Source organism: Agathobacter rectalis ATCC 33656, from assembly GCF_000020605.1.
Classification (GTDB): Bacteria; Bacillota; Clostridia; order Lachnospirales; family Lachnospiraceae; genus Roseburia; species Roseburia rectalis.
On sequence record NC_012781.1, the window covers coordinates 2,439,423 to 2,456,916 of the forward strand.

17 protein-coding genes are annotated in these 17,494 nt (G+C 42.6%); all 17 read right to left on the bottom strand.

Annotated elements, in window-relative coordinates; translation table 11 throughout:
• Positions 1-43 precede the first annotated feature (43 nt).
• A complete protein-coding gene (locus tag EUBREC_RS11555; RefSeq protein ID WP_022292614.1) occupies positions 44-727 on the bottom strand; it encodes a phosphatase PAP2 family protein in 684 nt (227 codons plus the stop codon).
• Positions 684-1,505: a phosphatidylserine decarboxylase gene (locus EUBREC_RS11560; protein WP_012743385.1), complete on the bottom strand. Its 822-nt coding sequence runs from the start codon at positions 1,503-1,505 to the stop codon at positions 684-686. Before EUBREC_RS11560 ends, EUBREC_RS11555 begins: the two co-directional genes overlap by 44 nt.
• A complete protein-coding gene (locus EUBREC_RS11565) occupies positions 1,505-2,206 on the bottom strand; it encodes a CDP-alcohol phosphatidyltransferase family protein (protein WP_012743386.1) in 702 nt (233 codons plus the stop codon). The genes EUBREC_RS11560 and EUBREC_RS11565 overlap by 1 nt, the downstream gene beginning before the upstream one ends.
• Before the next feature lie 214 nt (positions 2,207-2,420).
• The gene (locus tag EUBREC_RS11570) at positions 2,421-2,915 is read right to left on the bottom strand and encodes a CarD family transcriptional regulator (RefSeq protein ID WP_012743387.1); all 495 of its coding nucleotides are present in this window, start codon (positions 2,913-2,915) and stop codon (positions 2,421-2,423) included.
• A 127-nt stretch (positions 2,916-3,042) separates the two neighbouring features.
• On the bottom strand, positions 3,043-4,038 hold the full coding sequence (locus EUBREC_RS11575) for a cytidylate kinase-like family protein (RefSeq protein ID WP_012743388.1): 996 nt from the start codon (positions 4,036-4,038) through the stop codon (positions 3,043-3,045).
• A gap of 12 nt (positions 4,039-4,050) precedes the next feature.
• Entirely contained in the window at positions 4,051-5,400 is a 1,350-nt protein-coding gene (locus EUBREC_RS11580; RefSeq protein WP_015517281.1) for a sodium:proton antiporter, read from the bottom strand.
• A 148-nt stretch (positions 5,401-5,548) separates the two neighbouring features.
• On the bottom strand, positions 5,549-6,307 hold the full coding sequence (locus EUBREC_RS11585; RefSeq protein WP_012743390.1) for an HAD family hydrolase: 759 nt from the start codon (positions 6,305-6,307) through the stop codon (positions 5,549-5,551).
• 701 nt (positions 6,308-7,008) lie between these two features.
• Positions 7,009-7,683 (bottom strand): sigma-70 family RNA polymerase sigma factor, encoded by a 675-nt coding sequence (locus EUBREC_RS11590; RefSeq protein WP_012743392.1) that lies wholly within the window; start codon positions 7,681-7,683, stop codon positions 7,009-7,011.
• Positions 7,680-8,159 carry an ATP-binding protein gene (locus EUBREC_RS11595; protein ID WP_012743393.1) on the bottom strand — a complete coding sequence of 160 codons (480 nt, stop codon included), beginning with the start codon at positions 8,157-8,159 and terminating at the stop codon, positions 7,680-7,682. Before EUBREC_RS11595 ends, EUBREC_RS11590 begins: the two co-directional genes overlap by 4 nt.
• A 43-nt stretch (positions 8,160-8,202) precedes the next feature.
• The gene (locus EUBREC_RS11600; RefSeq protein WP_012743394.1) at positions 8,203-8,511 is read right to left on the bottom strand and encodes an anti-sigma factor antagonist; all 309 of its coding nucleotides are present in this window, start codon (positions 8,509-8,511) and stop codon (positions 8,203-8,205) included.
• Positions 8,512-8,609: 98 nt separating this feature from the next.
• On the bottom strand, positions 8,610-9,980 hold the full coding sequence (locus EUBREC_RS11605) for a tetratricopeptide repeat protein (RefSeq protein ID WP_012743395.1): 1,371 nt from the start codon (positions 9,978-9,980) through the stop codon (positions 8,610-8,612).
• On the bottom strand, positions 9,977-10,132 hold the full coding sequence (locus tag EUBREC_RS17760; protein WP_012743396.1) for a hypothetical protein: 156 nt from the start codon (positions 10,130-10,132) through the stop codon (positions 9,977-9,979). Before EUBREC_RS17760 ends, EUBREC_RS11605 begins: the two co-directional genes overlap by 4 nt.
• 125 nt (positions 10,133-10,257) lie before the next feature.
• Positions 10,258-11,646, bottom strand: a complete 1,389-nt coding sequence (locus tag EUBREC_RS11610) for a FapA family protein (protein ID WP_012743397.1) — start codon at positions 11,644-11,646, stop codon at positions 10,258-10,260.
• Positions 11,647-11,899: 253 nt separating this feature from the next.
• On the bottom strand, positions 11,900-13,396 hold the full coding sequence (locus tag EUBREC_RS11615; protein WP_012743398.1) for a glycoside hydrolase family 43 protein: 1,497 nt from the start codon (positions 13,394-13,396) through the stop codon (positions 11,900-11,902).
• Between the two features lie 134 nt (positions 13,397-13,530).
• A complete protein-coding gene (locus EUBREC_RS11620; protein ID WP_012743400.1) occupies positions 13,531-16,179 on the bottom strand; it encodes a valine--tRNA ligase in 2,649 nt (882 codons plus the stop codon).
• A gap of 727 nt (positions 16,180-16,906) precedes the next feature.
• Positions 16,907-17,167 (bottom strand): Txe/YoeB family addiction module toxin, encoded by a 261-nt coding sequence (locus tag EUBREC_RS11625; RefSeq protein WP_012743403.1) that lies wholly within the window; start codon positions 17,165-17,167, stop codon positions 16,907-16,909.
• Complete coding sequence (locus tag EUBREC_RS11630) at positions 17,167-17,433, bottom strand: type II toxin-antitoxin system RelB/DinJ family antitoxin (RefSeq protein ID WP_012743404.1); 267 nt, start codon at positions 17,431-17,433, stop codon at positions 17,167-17,169. Before EUBREC_RS11630 ends, EUBREC_RS11625 begins: the two co-directional genes overlap by 1 nt.
• Between the last annotated feature and the right edge of the window lie 61 nt (positions 17,434-17,494).

Genomic DNA, 17,494 nt, shown 5'->3' on the forward strand with positions numbered 1-17,494 from the left:
TAGGTTTTCTTACTAATTGTATACCTTATACTGTTTATACATATTATGCTTCTGTATTCGATTTTCCTTTTTTAACTGCCTTTTTAACTATCAGCTTTGAAACCCGGTATGTCACTTCCACCAGCGCAACTCCTGCAACTACATCATATATCACATGCTGCTTCGTAGTCAATGTGGATATGAATACTGCTATAGCGCAAATACAAAAGGTTGTACGTATCCACTGCGGTACTTTTTTATTGCCACGAATGCCAATATAGCACAGCCAGCTTACTAGGCAGTGTATAGATGGAAAAAGATTGTCCGCTGCATCCATACTATATAAAAAGCGCATGAGCTGTGCCCATATGTCTGAGCCCACTATTTCCGGGCGGGTGTTGGTTGTAGGATACACGACATAACAGATAAAACAGACTGCCTTTGCCAGCCAGTCTGCCATGAGGAAACGATAACAGTGCCTTTTATCCATCGCTGCATTGTACAGATATCCTATAATCCAAAAAATATAGCAGCCAAAATAAATGACTACTGTAGGGTACACAACCGGTATCATATCATCAAGCGAGGTCTCTATATTGTGATGGATAAAACCGCCTGCAATAGCACGCGCGCCCCAGTATACACTGAAATTGAGCACTACTGTAAAAAGCAGCGGAATACGACTGTATTTTGGAAGTATTCTGTTAAAAAACTGTCCTGTTTGCGATATGCTGTCCCTGGATAACACGTACTTCTTTGTCTCCTTTTATACACTCTTTAATTTCCGGAAGCAGGTCAATATGACCTTTTTTAAACAAAAGCACTATTGTGGAGCCAATCAGCTCAAAGTGCCCCATCTCTGCGCCCTTTCTCATCATAACATTCTCGTGGTCATTGACTATGCCTCCCACAAGCAGCGCACCTATCTCAATCTGTGCCACCTTGCCAAAATTAACTGTATCCAGAATAGTCCACATACGCCTGTTTTGCCTATATACAGGAGCATTTTCCAGTGCAATAGGCTGTACACTGTGAAGCAGTCCCTTCACAAAATGATTCCTGCCCTGAAATCCATCATCTATATAGCAGTAATGATGATAATCGTTGGCACAAAGACGCAGTATCACGCAGTCTCCTCCAACAAATTCCTTTGCAATTTTTTTGTCGGTGACAAGGTCCGTCACCTTGTACCATGAGCCCTTGATGTGAAAGCTGTTGTTGCTTTTTATCCTGTATGCACTCAGGTAGCCGTCACACGGGCTGATAAGATGCTCAGCCTGCCTGTCCACCTCAATATCATCACGCTTTCTGGAGAAAAAGTCCTGAAAGCTGTTATATTTCTGACCCTTAAAATCAGACATGTCTATATTGTTATTCTTTATATACCGGCTGATAAACGGCTTAGACAGCGGGGAGCGTGCTACTATTTCTCCGAGCTTAAGTGCACCTGTATGCAGAAGCACCTTAAGTGTCACACGCCCAGGTGCCGTGGTGTAAAGCCAGTCTACAAACGATTTTTTTGCCATTAAATAAGAACCTCCGCAATGAGAATACAAAACTCAACTGCTCCTATACCTACAAGCAGAACCTCTCCAAAAAGAGATGGCTTTTTGAGCTTTACAGGGAGCACGTAGCAAATGCCAATGATTAAAAGGGCAAGTGCCGCGATTGTCTGTGTATGTATAGCTGTGAACTCTCCAATCAGATATACCGCCGGAATAGCAAGCGCACTTGATGTGATTGGAAGCCCCAGATAATACTGTCTGCGCTCTGCTGTCGCTGCCTGCCTGTTGGCCTCATCTACATTAAAGTATGCCAGACGGATAAGCCCGCAAAGTATGAATACAAATATGGCGATAAATGCAACTGATATCTTTGGTGTCACGCAAAATACCCACACTGCCGGAAGCACACCGAAGCATATGATATCACTTAACGAATCTATCTGTATGCCAAATGTGCGCTCGTCCCTGGTACGATCCTTCTTTGTGGATGCAATGGTGCCGTCAAACATATCACAGACACCTGCCAGCATAAGGCAGATTAGTGAACCCACATACCTATCCTTTATGGCAAGCATAACTCCAAGGAAGCCTATCCACATGCCTATGTATGTAAGCACTACCGTGTAATTATAAAAGCCTATGAGCCCTGTCCTTTTCTCTGTGTCTGTATTCCCTATATCCAGAGTATCTGCTATTGCAGAATTAATATTCATATTATTCATATCGATTCCCTTACTTTCATTCTTTTGTTTTTATCAGATAAAACATGATAAGTTTTCTCATTTACCCTTAACCGGTAATATTATATGCCCTTACCTGATATATAATAACATATTCATGACATAAACTCATTAATTATTTGTTTAAACTTTTCTTAATATCTCTTATTTTTAGCAAAAAACAAGGCAGAACCCGCTTTCTGATTCTGCCCACATACTATAGCATATCATGAATTATATCTTTAATCTCCTGCTTGTCCTTTTCAAGAACAAATGCAAGCTCTGCATTTAAATTGTGCTCTGCCATCTTGCCATAGCGCTCATCGACGGCTGTAGACTTCTTGCCTGCCTGTGCACGCTGCTCATTTCTGATATGTAAACACTTTAAGAGACTGATCACACTATCCGGCTCACAGCTTCTGACTGCCTCCTTATAGCGCGTTTCGCGCTCCTTCTCATTGTTTACCGCGAGCGCCTCTATCTCAGGTACTCTATCGAGCACCGCCAGTGCCTCATCCTGTGTTATTACCTTACGTATCCTCTTATCAGCATTGTCAACAGGTATATACACTCTGTCATTCTCCTCCTCAACAGGGCGGAGTAAAAAATATGACTTGAGTTGCTTGTCTCCTGACATGTCTAACTCCACGATTTCGCTTATTTTGCAAATTCCATTTGTAGCATTTAATACGTAATCACCTATTTCGAACATATCACACCTCTTTCGTTATACAATATTATTTTATCACTTTTTCACGAATTTTGTAAGAGGATTTTTTCAAAAATGTCAAATATATAAAAAAAGCGTGTTTTACGTCAATAAAACACGCTTTAAAAAATTACTCAATCAGCTGCTTCACGCGGTCATCGAGCTGGAGCATACGGATGATAAGCTCTATTGAGCCCTTAATGCCGTAGCTGGCACTGTTGATACAGATATCATAGTTACTTGCCTTGCTCCACTTTCTGCCGGTATAGAATTTGTAGGTCTTCAGATGTCTCTTATCCTCAGATTCTATCCATTTCTTTGCCTGGTTCGGAGTCACATTCTTATTTATCTCAAGGAAACGCTGGATTCTTCTCTTCTCCGGTGCTGTGATAAAAATACTTATGTGAGGAATATGATTGTTTGTCAGAATTGCATCTGCAAAACGTCCCATAACAATGAAGTCCTCCTGCTTTGCCTTCTCTACAAGGAACTTGCTTGTATCAAAGAAAAGCACATCCTCTGATGAAAGTCCGTGGTATTTCTTAAAAGCTTTTATGCGCTTTTTGATTCCCATTCGCTCTTTTTTCTGGAAGGTAGCTGTAGCCTGGGCTGCTTCCTCTCCATCCTTCTGTCTGAACACCTCATTCATGACAGACACATCATAGAAATTCATACGAAGCTTGTCTGCAAGTGCAAATCCAATCTCATTTCCACCACATCCGCAGGAACGTCCTATACAGATAATCAGATGATCGCCCGTCTTGAAACGATCCTTCAGGTTTACGGTATTTAAATCCGCTATCTTTGGATCGAGGATATCTCCGTCGGCAAAGCCTGTCGGGAGCTCCGCTATCTCCTCTACTATGTTGTTGTATCTGACCATGATATCATGCCTTGTATCGTGATCAGGTATTGTTCTTGCCATGTTGCTTATCAGGGCAAGCTCGCTTCGGATTCTTGAGCTGTTCTGCCTTGAGTGCAGATCCTCCATGATGTTACGGATACATATATCCTTCTCGCCACCAAATACCCTGCCGAGGGATGAGCCTAATTTCTTGTATACTTCGGCATCAAGCTCATAGATTTCGATGGCAAGAGCTTTAATTTTCTCGTCATAAAATTCCATAATTCATCCCTCCTATAAAAAGAATATGATCATATCTATGATGAAAACAGGTATCAGATAACGCAATGACCACCATATGTAACCAAAGAACGATGGCATGTTGATACCGTTTTCGTCTGATAATGACTTGACCATAAAGTTCGGTGCATTTCCAATATATGTGTTGGCTCCCATAAATACAGCGCCACACGAAATTGCCATAAGCATCTTGACCGGCACCACTCCCAGTGTGGTTGCGACACCTGTAGTAAAGTGCATGGCTCCCGCTGTAGTAAGGAAAACCAGATATGTCGGTGTATTGTCGAGGAAGCTTGAAAGTGCTCCTGTTGCCCAGAACATCTCAAACGGCTCTGTGATTCCAAGACCTGAACCTGCACTCTTTAATACCATAAGAGCAGGCTGCATTGTGATGAAGATTCCGATAAAAAGCACCGCAACCTCCTGAATTGCTCCCCATGTGAAATGGTTCTGCACACGAACCTCCTTCGGTGTTGTCTTGAAGGAAAGCAGGGCTGCAAGCAGAATAATAGCAATCTCAATAATTGCAGGCACAGTGAGTGTAACCTCCTTGAATATCGGAATACCGATAACCTCTCCTGCAGCGTTCTGGAATGCAGAAAGCTTAGGAAGCACACCGCTTAGTATAACAGCTATGACAATCATTACGATATATAAAAAGTTGTGGGCACCCTTTATCCTGATGAGGGGCTCATTTTCCTTCACCTCAGGCATAAGTCCCTTAGTGATATCCTTCTGGTAGGCCTTCTTGTCCAAATGATAAAATATGGTAAGAAGCAGTATCATATTTAATACGAGAACCGGAAACAGCCTCATGCTCCAGAAGAACGATACTCCTCTTGAAAATCCCATGAGCAGTGGCGGATCTCCGATAGGTGTAAGACATCCTCCGATATTTGACACAAGAAAAATGAAAAATACCATGATGTGACGCTTGTTTTTTCTCCATGAGTTCATCTGTATAATCGGCCTTACAAAGAGCATACTGGCTCCTGTAGTTCCTATACAGCTTGAAAAAAAAGTTCCAACAGCAAGCATGATAACGTTTACCTTTGGGTTGCCGACCAGACTTCCCTCCAGCTTGATATTTCCGGCTACGCAGAACAGTCCAAAGAGCAACACGATAAAGGTCAGATAGTCACCTATCAGACACTCCAGTACCGTCTCTACGGCTTTTGGTGCTCCATAGAACAGCGCGAACGGAATGGCAAAAAGCAGTGACCATAAGATAACTGCATGAGCTTGATGCTTCTCCCACCATTCAGGCTTCACAAGCGGCATAACTGCTATGCACAGCAATAAGCCCGCAAATGGGATACACAACATTAATAATGTGTTTGACATTCTTTTCACCTCTACTTTGTTAAAAAATAAACTAATTCAAATCTAGTTCATTTTACACCATTATTTTTTATTTGCAACCGTTTATAAAAAGATTTTAATTTATATATGTTTTTTATGTAATATTTACATTTTTATAAACAATAATGCATTACCAGTTGGTAAAATTATCTATAATATAGTCTGCATCATGAGCCATATCATCCTTTGGTGAAATATTCGATTTCACATAAAAGGCATCCATCCGGCATTCCTTTGCACCCTTGATATCGGTAGTCGAATCATTTCCTATAAAAAGCGATTTTGATACGTCAATATCATACTTATTTATCAGCTCCTTATAAAATCTGATATCAGGCTTTTTGGTATTATAATCAGATGAGATAAATACGTCATCAAACAAATCAAAGATATCAAGTCTTCTCATCTCATAGGCTGTAAATATACGCTGCGCATTTGAAAGCAGATATACATTCTTACCCGCATTCTTAAGTTCCTTAAGCATCTCCTTTGTGCCCGGATAAAGCTTTACGTATTCGGTGCTCATCACCCTGAAAAACTGGCCTGTATGCACTGGAAGCTCCTTTGTCGGATTCACGCCCTTTTCCTCATAAAGCTTTTCAAATACATCCTCTATATGTATCTCCGGTGATGCTTCATGGGCATATGAGATGGCAAACCGCGCATCTGCATCAGACTTTTCAATTTTCTTCTTCAGCTCTGCCTCGCTGCTCTTTACAAGTGTCTCATAGCGCTCCTTAAGCTCCTTTGCCTCATACAGTGCTCCGTAATAGCCATAGAACATGGCGAGCTTTTCCCAGATTGCAGTGTCACTCTCGTCTGTGTGAATATCCACGAGCGTACCGTAGAGGTCAAATATATAGTTATCATATGTGAGTGGAAGTTTCATGCTTTTCTCCTTTCGACAATCCTATTATATTCCTTACCACCCATTGTAATATGCTTTGCGGCTTGGGTGCAAGTAGTTTTCTTTTTTCAATAGTTTCCAATAGTTTCAATAGTACGTAGCATAAGCCGGTGGTGGGGGCAGACGGTGCTGTCGTGCGGGCTACGCTTCGCTGTTAAGTGTCTGTACGAATTATGCCCGCAGGTTTTCTATGCCCGACGAAACCGTCGAAACTCGCCTTCCATGGCTCGATTTCTCCTTGCCTCGGCGTCCGTGCCTCGGCATTTCTGTGCTTTACAGCATAATTCTACAGACACTAAACAGCTGCGCTATTCGCCCACCCGACAGCACCGCCTGCCCCCACCACCGGCTTACGCCACTTACGCTGAGATATAATGTGCTGGTCCTCACCTGCGGTTCGGACGGCACGGTGCTCTCAGCCTTTATGTGGGAAGCTCCCATCCTACGATGCTTCCCACTTGACACACTTTATTCGCCGGAGGGCATGCAGTGTGTTCTGAAGAAAATTATGAACTGCCACGAGGTTCCATATTCCCTAATAACAAAAATGCCCCGGCATATCCACAATCTATCCGTACATGGGCTCGGGGCTGACTTCATAATTTTCTGAAGAATATACTACATGCCCCCCGGCATCCTCTCAGCCTGCACGTGGGAAGCTCAAAACCTCCACTGCTTCCCACTCACATCATCGCCCTGCGAAGCTTCTCCAATGTATTCTTCTCCATTCGTGATATGGCCACCTGGTTGCGTCCAAGCACTTCTGCCACCTGCTTCTGTGTCTTATCCTGCATATAGCGGAGCATAATCAGTCTGCGCTCGCTATCATCCAGTGAGTTAAACGCCTGCTGCATTGCGATGTGATTTATCACTTTATCTGTCTCCGATGGCTTGTCTGATGCTTCTGCGCTCATTTTATTGTCCAAATAATCAAGCACACTTTCATTTTCTATTGACGATGCATTTTTATCAGCTTCCATGGCAATTATTATATCCTGTTTTGACATACCGGAAATAATTTCCATTTTTTCAAGTGATATTTCACTATTTTCATTCATTCTGTATTTTTCTCTGATAATTGCAATTTTTCTTGCATCATCCAGTATTTTTCGACTGATATGCACCATTCCGTCATCACGTAGAAAGCGCTGTATTTCCCCTATTATCAACGGTACTGCGTATGTAGAAAAGGCAAAGCCCTTACTTTCATCAAATCGCTGCGCTGCCTTTGTCAGCCCAACTGCTCCTATCTGAAATAAATCCTCCCGGTCAACGCCTCTGTTTCTAAAGCGTTTCATAACTAAATAAATCAGGTTTATATTTTCTGTGACAAGTCTGCTGATTTTGTCACTCTTCATAGTACTTTTTTCATCTTTACTGTTGTTCCGTGTCCCGGTTCTGATGTAACTGTCAGCGCGTCCATAAATGCTTCCATGAATGAAAAACCCATGCCTGATCTGTCAAGCTGTGGTTTGGATGTGTATAACGGTTCCATTGCTTTTGCCACATCCTGTATGCCTACTCCGCTATCTGATATTTCTATGTAAAGCTCCCTGCCTATGTAGCTGCAATTCATATGTACCTGTGGACAACTTTTTTCTTCTGCTGCCTGGTGATCTGCCTGACCGGATGAAATATTGTCATCCCCCATCTCATAGCCATGGATAATTGCGTTTGTCACCGCCTCTGACACTGCTGTCTTTACGTCCTCCACGTCATCTAGTGTGGGGTTTAATTGTGCCATAAACATGGCTGCTGTCATTCTCGCAAATGCCTCATTCTCTGAAATTGCATCAAAGCTAAGCGATATATGATTTGTTTTTGCTGCGTTCATTATGCTCCCTTTCTGTCTGATTATATTTTAATTTAATTCAGTTTTAAAGCTTATGTACAATAGTGTAAATGCCGGCACATTTCAAAAGCTTGTCCACTCTGTCCGACATATTGCAAACTGACACCGAGCTGTCATTAAAGTACTTAAGTTTCTTTGTTCTTCCTATTATCACCCCAATGCCGGAGCTGTCCATAAATTCTGTCTGTTTCATGTCAAATACTATTTTTCTGACACCACAGCCCTCTATAAGTGCATCAAGCTCTGCGATTATCTGCCCGGCGCAGTGGTGATCCACCTCCTTTGGCATAAGGTATGTCACCCGGTCTGCTTCCTTGATATAATTTTCTATCATGTCACACTCTTCCTTTCCTGCTCATATAAAAAAGACACCGGAGATTATCTGGTGTCTTTCGTAATTCTATATTTAATTATTGCCTCGCAGCAGTTGTTTTACTGCTGTTCCTGTGCCAGATAATTCTTTGATGTTCTGGCCTTCTCAGTGCCTGCGTAGTTGTCTACCACATACTGATAATATGGCTTTGCAGATGCTAAGTCACCTGACTTCCTGAACGACTGCGCCAGGTAATATGCAGCTGAACCATCCCTGTATGCCTCATCCATGCCGACAAGCTTCTGGAATGTAGGGATTGCACTCTGATAATCGCCACTGCTGTATGATGAGTATGCCTGACTGTACAGTGCTTCCTTATATGAATCTGCAATTGAACCATTGAGCGTATCATATGTCTGCTTAGCCGAGTCACTCAGGTAGCTTGTGTTGATATTTTCAAGTGCTTCTCCTGCCTTTATTACATCATTGGTTGTATAGTATACATAGGCATTGAGCAAAGCCTCATATGTGGAAATCTGGTCTGATACTCCATCATTTTTCTTCTTCTCGTCCTCAAGCTCCTTCTTTAGCTTGTCTATCTGATCATTAAGTCCACTGATGGTCTGCCCATTTGTGGAAATCGTATCATTGGCCGATAATAGCTGCTTCTTTGCATCTGTTTTCGCCTGGCTTTTTATGCCCGGAACCACAAGGAAGCACGTAACCGCCACTCCGACTACCAGACCGATTATAATATAGAGTATATTTGCCCACATTGAGCTCTCCCTGAATCGCTTTGGCATAATGATTGTTTCGTTTCCACTCTGGTAGGAAATTAAATCATCATTTTTCTTTTTCCTCTCAGTTCCTTTTTCCTTGAGACGCCTGTTCACTTCTTTTAAGTATCTGAGGGTAGTGGTATTGTCTGTATCTATCTTGCCTGCATCGCGTAAGGCTTTCTTTGCCTTATCCAGATGCCCCTCCTCCAGATATAAAAGAGCCAAAAGCTGATGTCCCTTTACAAGCTTTGGATTTAAGGATAACACCTTTCGAAGCTGTATAACCGCAAGGTCCTTACTGTCCTGCTTGCAATAAGTTAAAGCCTGATTATATTTTTTAATGGTCTGATTGATTGTTTCGAGCTGATTTCTGTTATTATGAATCTGATCTATATACTTCTTTGCCAGATTATCATCAGGCTGATAGTTTGCACTGATGACCCACTCACTTAAGGCGTCAACCATCTCACCCATCTCATAGTATATGAGACCTAACAGATTCCTTGCCTGGATATTGTACTTATAAAACTTAAGACTCTGCCTGAGAGAGATAATCGCTCCGGACAGATTTCTCACCTGTGCCTTTTGTAAACCATCATTGTAGTATGAGTTGGATATTCTAATAGCTCTTTTAAAAAGTGAAAGATCAGCCCCACATACAGGGCATTTATCGTTCCAGCCTGCATCTTGTCCGCATTTATAACAAATCATCTTAATTCACCCTGCCTTTTGTCCTGCTCACGTAATAACTGTGCAATGATATCTGTGACATCTGTCAGATCGTGGCTGTAAATCGCAGATTCAGCCTCCTCTATCTCTAGACTTGGCTCATAGTTCTTTATTTCTTCATCAAAATTTATCATAATCCTGCCTCCATAATTACCTGCTAAATAATCCCATCAAAAAAGGGTCACTATATATTATAATAAAGTAACCCCTTTATGCAAGTATATTTCCATTAAGATTTAATAAAAATATCGCAATTTTTTTATTTCATCGACAGCATCACGACTGCCTTGTCCTTCTCCTTGAACTCAATCTTGTCGAATTCCTCCTTGGTGACGAGCTTTGAGTTGTTAATACACACCTCGACATTTGGATATACATGCTCCAAAACCTGTACTGTCGCGCCTGTCGAGCGCTCCACTATGCCCTTAAGCCGCTCCAGCTCCTCCTTATCTTCGGTAAGCTCTGCTGTTTTCTCAATTTTTGCCCTGACAAGCGCAAGCTTCTTTTCCTCAAGATTCATACCGTCAGCGGCACTGCCCATCATCTGTTCTATCTGCTTTATGCCTGCATTGATATTGTTAAGCAGCATCTGCTTTTGATCAACAAGCTTTTCAAGCTCTGCTATCTTTATCTTAATCTTTTTATGCACGCCCACATGCACCTCAGTCTTGATAAAGGCATCATTACCCAGGTTTTGCACCTCAATGCCTGCACAGCCATATACTTTTCCACCGACTATGCTTGCATGTCCACCATTGAAGATTACCTTATCATTGCTGACCACATTGCAGTTGATTGCAGAATCAGCCTCCACAAAGCCATCTACCTCCACATCAGTATACTCCATGAACTTGGCAAACAGATTGCCCTTTACAATAATCCGGGCCTTTCCCATACCAATCATGCCATTCCTTAGAATCAGGTCATTGCCGGCCTCAAGCACACAGCCCTCGCAAACACCATCTATCGTGATGGACTTTGCAGCCCTTATTCTGGCTCCGGTCTTCACACTGCCATGTATGACCACGTCCCCGACAAAATCTATATTTCCTGTTCCCACATCCACATCACCGTTTATTTCAAGAATAGGAAGAATAATAATTCGATTCTTGTGCCTTTCAATTTTGCCATCGATAGCAGCTGTATATGTAAGTCCATCGACAGATTTGTCAAAGCCACGCCCCACAAGCGGTGGCAGTCCCTTGCCTTTCTTTGCGGCAATTACCCTGCCAAGCACATCAATACCATCCTCACCTGCAACAGGCTCACAATAGTTTGCAATCGTCTGGCCTTTTTTGACCACCTCAACCGAGTGCACACTCCAGTAATCCACTGAGCCATCACTCTTAACCGTTGGGCGGTGGTTCAAGTCACTGTCGAAGTAAAAATCAAAGTATCCATCAGCCCCGTCAACAGCCGGCTTTCCCTTTGCAAAAAGCACTTCCCTGCCCATAAGTCTTTTTTCTACCATATCTGAAATGGTCTCGCAATTGATGCCGTATATCACACCATTGCGGTTTACAGCTTCAAGCACCTCATCCACTGTATAGTGGTATTCTTCTTCAACAGTGGGCAGCATGATAAATGCCTCCATCCTGTCGTTGCTTATTCTGATAACTGGCTCTCTCTTTATACCGGTATCATCCATATTTTTTCCTCACTATATATCGGCCTTTTTGTTCCTGCTAAAGTATAACTATCCTGCTATTTCTTTAATAAATGCATTTATGTATTATTCTCACTTTCACTCATTATATCATCATTTAAATTTTAAGAAAAGCCACTAAATATAAAAAATCCGGGCAATATCATTCATTGATACTATGCCCGGATTTTTCTGCAATCTGAATCTTTTACAGAATTTGAGTAAATTCCGACACTTATTTTATGCAGTTCTATCTTTATGAGATTTCATCAACATCATAATACTTAAAATCCCGGAAGCAGGCACTTCCTCCTGTTTCCTCTGCCGCATAGCAGAACAGACCAAACCGGCAACCAGTAAAATGATCCAGTTTGAAGTACAGCTTATGCACGGTTCCGATGGGTAGCCAGTCTCCCTTATTTACCCGGTAATAGCAGCGTGCTTCATCCTTCATGTTACAGAAATCTGCTTCAAGACGAAAATCCATCTGGTGTGATTCAACAACAGTTCCTTCCGTCATATCCAATATACCATCTTCTTTTTTATCCAGCATAAGGACTTCATATTTTCCATGATGTTTTGTAATGCCAACTGCAGCATAACAGCCCTGCAACGCACACAAACCTGCGACATCGCCCTCTTTCAATGCAGAAGCATCAACAGTAACCTCAGCTGCGCAGGACGGATAACTCATCCTTTGCGTAAGCGTATTTACTGCCTGTGTAAGCTCTGTACAAACTTCCCGTGTTGTAATTGTATAGGTTCCCTGCGATGCATCCAGATGATAATACCGTGGATCTGGATCATGATTAAACTGCCAGCGCGGAAGCAGCCCATTACAGAAATCATCACTTCCCACTAATGGCTGATAAATATATCCTGGTCTGGTACTGTGAACCTCTATTTCTTCCGGCACATGTCCGTTCTGTCCAAAAACCGGAAAATGATCCTTCCAGGTAACCGGAAGCAGAATAGGAATCCGTCCAACTGCTCCGGAATCCTGAAACAGCATTGCATACCACTTTCCATCCGGCGTATCCACTATTCCTCCCTGTGCCACGCCCTGTCCACAATATCCACGATCATCACAAAGTACATCTCCACCAGTGAATTCTCCTTCCAGAGAATCACTGTAAAAGCATGCTTCCGTCCGCATCCAGCGGTCTCTCAGGGAATGAACCAGAAAAATATAATAATAGCCGTTTATTTTTTGAATATGAGAACCCTCATAGCCTAGCTCCGGGTTCTTATGATCACTGACTAAAAGACGATGTAATCCGTCCTTCTTTGGTGCAGTCAAATCTTCATTCAATTCTGTAATCCAGATTTCATCATTTCCATATACAATATAGTTTCTGCCATCCTCATCAAATAATAAAGAGCCGTCATGATAAAAGCCTTCTATCAGCTGCTTTTTCCATGGACCATCTATTTTTTCCGAAGTATACAAATAAGTCTTACGGGTATCATTTGCCACAAAGCAAATATAAAATCGGCCTTCATGATAACGCAGGGAAGCTGCCCACATGCCCTGTCCGTAAATATTATGACCGCTTTTCAGTTGCTGCGCATCCGTATGATCCAACGTCTCATAGACATAAGTCACATGCTCCCAGTGCACCAGATCAAAAGACTGCAGAATCTCACAGCCCGGCATAAAGTGCATGGTTGTGGATACCATATAATAGGTGTCTTCTACGCGGATCACGTCCGGATCCGGATAATCCAATCTTGTTATAGGATTTACATTCATTGTTTATTCCTTTCTATTTTATCTCCATATTCTTTCTTTGTTCTATTCTATTCAAGAACCACCGCATTGTGGACGGCCTCCTTTGCATCCTTGCCCCAGGAAAACAGTGTTCACAAAATATAATCTGTATTTAATTATTTAAACTGAGCCAGACGTTCCTCTACCTGAGCCATCATCTGCTCATACTTTGCAAGCTTATCCTTTTCCTCCTGAACCTTTTCAGGCTTTGCATTGTTTAAGAATTTCTCATTTGAGAGCATGCCCCTTGAGCGCGCAAGCTCCTTTGTGAGCTTATCCTTTTCTTTATTGAGTCTTTCCTTTTCCTTCTCGAAATCAACAAGGTCCTCAAGCGGCAGGTATGCAACCGCATCAGGTATCACTACTGATACAGCGTCATCTCCAATACCGGCCTTGCCCTGCTGTACTGCAATCTCGCTGGTAAATGCAAGATTTACATATACCTCCTTGTTGTCCTCGAATACCTTTCTGACTGCCTCATCATCACTTGTGATGAAAAGCTTTGCCTTTCTTGAAGGTGGAACATCCATCTGTGTACGGACATTTCTGATACCCTTTACGAGGTCCTTGCAGTGCTCGATTGCTGCTTCCTCAGCCGGGAAATTCCACTCTTCCTTGTACTCAGGCCATTTAGAGAGCATGATGGTCTCCTCGTCTGACTGAAGTGTGCAGAAGATTTCCTCTGTGATAAACGGCATATATGGATGAAGGAGCTTCAGTGCATTTACAAGTACTGTCTTAAGTGTCCAGAGTGCTGCATTTGCTGACTCCGGGTTTTCATCCTTCTTGTAGGTACGAACCTTTGCAATCTCGATATACCAGTCACAGAACTCGTCCCAGATGAAGTCGTATACCTTTTGTACTGCAATTCCAAGCTCGAACTTGTCCATGTTTTCTGTTGCATCCTTTGCAAGTGTATTTACCCTTGAAAGAATCCACTTGTCTGCTGCATGAAGCTCATCAAGCTTTGGTTCTCTAAGCTCTACACCTTCAAGGTTCATCATGATAAATCTTGATGCATTCCATACCTTGTTGGCGAAGTTTCTTGAAGCCTCAACTCTCTCCCAGTAGAAACGCATATCATTTCCCGGTGCATTTCCTGTGATAAGTGTCAGACGAAGCGCATCTGCACCATACTTGTCAATAACCTCAAGAGGATCAATTCCGTTTCCGAGTGATTTACTCATCTTGCGGCCCTGTGAATCTCTTACGAGTCCGTGGAAAAGCACTGTGTGGAATGGTGCCTTGCCCATCTGCTCATAGCCTGAGAAAATCATTCTGATTACCCAGAAGAAAATGATATCGTAGCCTGTTACAAGCACATCGTTTGGATAGAAATAATCCAGATCCTCTGTCTTTTCAGGCCAGCCGAGTGTTGAGAATGGCCAGAGCGCTGATGAGAACCATGTATCAAGTGTATCAGGATCCTGTGTCCAGTGCTCCTTGCCACACTTAGGACATTTGCCAGGCTTTTCTATTGAAACTACCATCTCTCCACAGTCATCACAGTACCATGCAGGTATTCTGTGTCCCCACCAGAGCTGACGGCTGATGCACCAGTCGCGGATATTGTCTGTCCAGTTGAAGTATGTCTTGTCCATTCTTGAAGGAAGGAGCTTGATTTCTCCGTTCTTTACTCCCTCAACTGCAGGCTTGATCATCTCGTCCATCTTGACGAACCACTGCTGCTTGATCATTGGCTCAACTGTTGTGTGACAGCGGTCATGCACACCTACATTGTGTGAGTGTGGTACAACCTTTACTAAAAGGCCCTGCTCCTTAAGATCCTCAACCAGTGCCTTTCTGCACTCATATCTGTCCATTCCGGCATATTTTCCGGCCTTTTCATTCATTGTGGCATCATCATTGATTACAACGATTTCCTCTAAGCTGTGGCGTTTTCCTACCTCGAAATCGTTAGGGTCGTGTGCAGGTGTAATCTTTACACAGCCTGTTCCAAACTCTTTATCTACGTATGAATCTGCGATTACAGGAATCTCTCTGTCTGTGCATGGAAGCTTTAAGGTCTTTCCGATGATATCCTGATAACGCTCATCATCAGGGTTTACAGCTACGGCTGTATCTCCGAAAAGTGTCTCAGGACGTGTTGTTGCTATCTCTACGAATCTGCCTTCCTCGCCAACTACAGGATAGTTGATGTGCCAGAAGAAGCCGTCCTGCTCCTCATGCTCTACCTCTGCATCTGAAATAGATGTCTTACATACCGGACACCAGTTTACGATTCTTGAGCCCTTATAAATCCAGCCCTTCTTATAAAGCTTTGTAAATACCTCCTGTACTGCGTGTGAGCATCCCTCATCCATGGTAAATCTCTCACGCTGCCAGTCTGCTGATGATCCAAGCTTACGAAGCTGCTTTACGATACGTCCGCCGTACTCTTTTCTCCAGTCCCAGCATTTCTCCAGGAACTCTTCTCTTGTAAGGTCTGCCTTGTTGATTCCCTGCTCTTTAAGTGCCTGGATGACCTTTACCTCTGTTGCGATGGATGCGTGGTCTGTTCCCGGCTGCCAGAGTGCATTGTAGCCCTGCATTCTCTTGTATCTGATAAGGATATCCTGCATGGTGTTGTCAAGGGCATGTCCCATGTGCAGCTGTCCTGTGATGTTTGGTGGTGGCATCACGATTGTGAATGGTTTTTTGCTGCGGTCTACCTCAGCATGGAAGTAGCCATTGTCTTCCCACTTTTTGTAAAGACGGTCCTCGATGTCCTTTGGATCGTAGGTTTTGTTTAGTTCTTTGCTCATGTTTTCCTCCTTTTATATGAATGACGCAAAAGCTTTGGGGGCTTTGTTGTGTCAGGTCGCGCATTATGTATGGAATTATGTTCATGATTACGCTGCCAAGACACTGTAAAAATTATGATTAGGGATTGCTTAGGCCATGACGCAACCGGCTTTTAGCGCCGTCCATGGCGCTAACGCCTCGCCCGCACGTCCATGTGCGTGCGTTGCTGGGCTGTGTACATAATTTTAACAGTCTCTAGGCAGCTCCATAAATCACATAATTCCATACATAATGCGCGGCCTGATAATTCAGGCTGTGAGCTTTTGCTGTTTTTCTTTTCATTTAGCTATGGGCGACCGATTGGATTGCATGCGCAATCTTCCGGTCTGGGTACATAAAAAGACCCTCCCGATCATTGACCGGAAGGGCGAATTAGCGCTGTACCACCTTCGTTTACATCGGAGCATATATATGCATATAAACTCGAATGCCTCTTGTCCTGTAACGTGGACGAATCGGAAGAACTTATGCCGCTTGCGGCTTTCTGGGTTCTTCGGCTCAAAAGCTACCTTCCATGATTTCTGTCTTAAGCATCTTTCAGCCTGCCCAAAATGTATCACCATCTTACGGACCGGATGCTCTCTCTGAAAGCTTTCGTCATGTACTCCTCTTTCTTATGCCTTTAAATATTTGCCTGTTTCTTTCTACAATATTAAAGTGCATTGGGTGATTTGTCAATATGATTTTTCAATCATCATAATGACCTTTACATGAAACAATATAAATTATCTCATCTTTTTCATAATAAACAATTCGATTAGTGTCATCAATGCGTCTGCTCCACATACCACTAAGATTTTCCTTTAATGGTTCCGGTTTACCTATACCCTCAAACGTACTTCGCTGAATATCCTTGATAAGTCCATTAATTCTTTTCAGTGTTTTCTTATCCTGCGTCTGCCAGTATAAATAATCGCTCCATGCCCTATCTTCCCATAGTAACCTCATTAGTCCTCCTCTATCAAATCATGCTCTGCGAAGTGAGCTTTGCCATCCTTAATATCGCGCACGATATTTTCCAAATAACGGATATTGCTATCAGAATAAAACGGATCTACCGATACCTCAAAAGGAATACGCTTTTCTCTGCCTACTTTTTTTGCAAAAACGGTGAACGCTGCACTCATAGAAAGACCTAATTCCGAACACACCTGTTCCATGCTTTTTTTTACATCTGCATCCAATTTAAAATTAACATTAACTGACTGTGACATATACAACACTCCTTTCTTACTTATAGTATATGCAACAATAAAGAAAATATCAATAAGATTT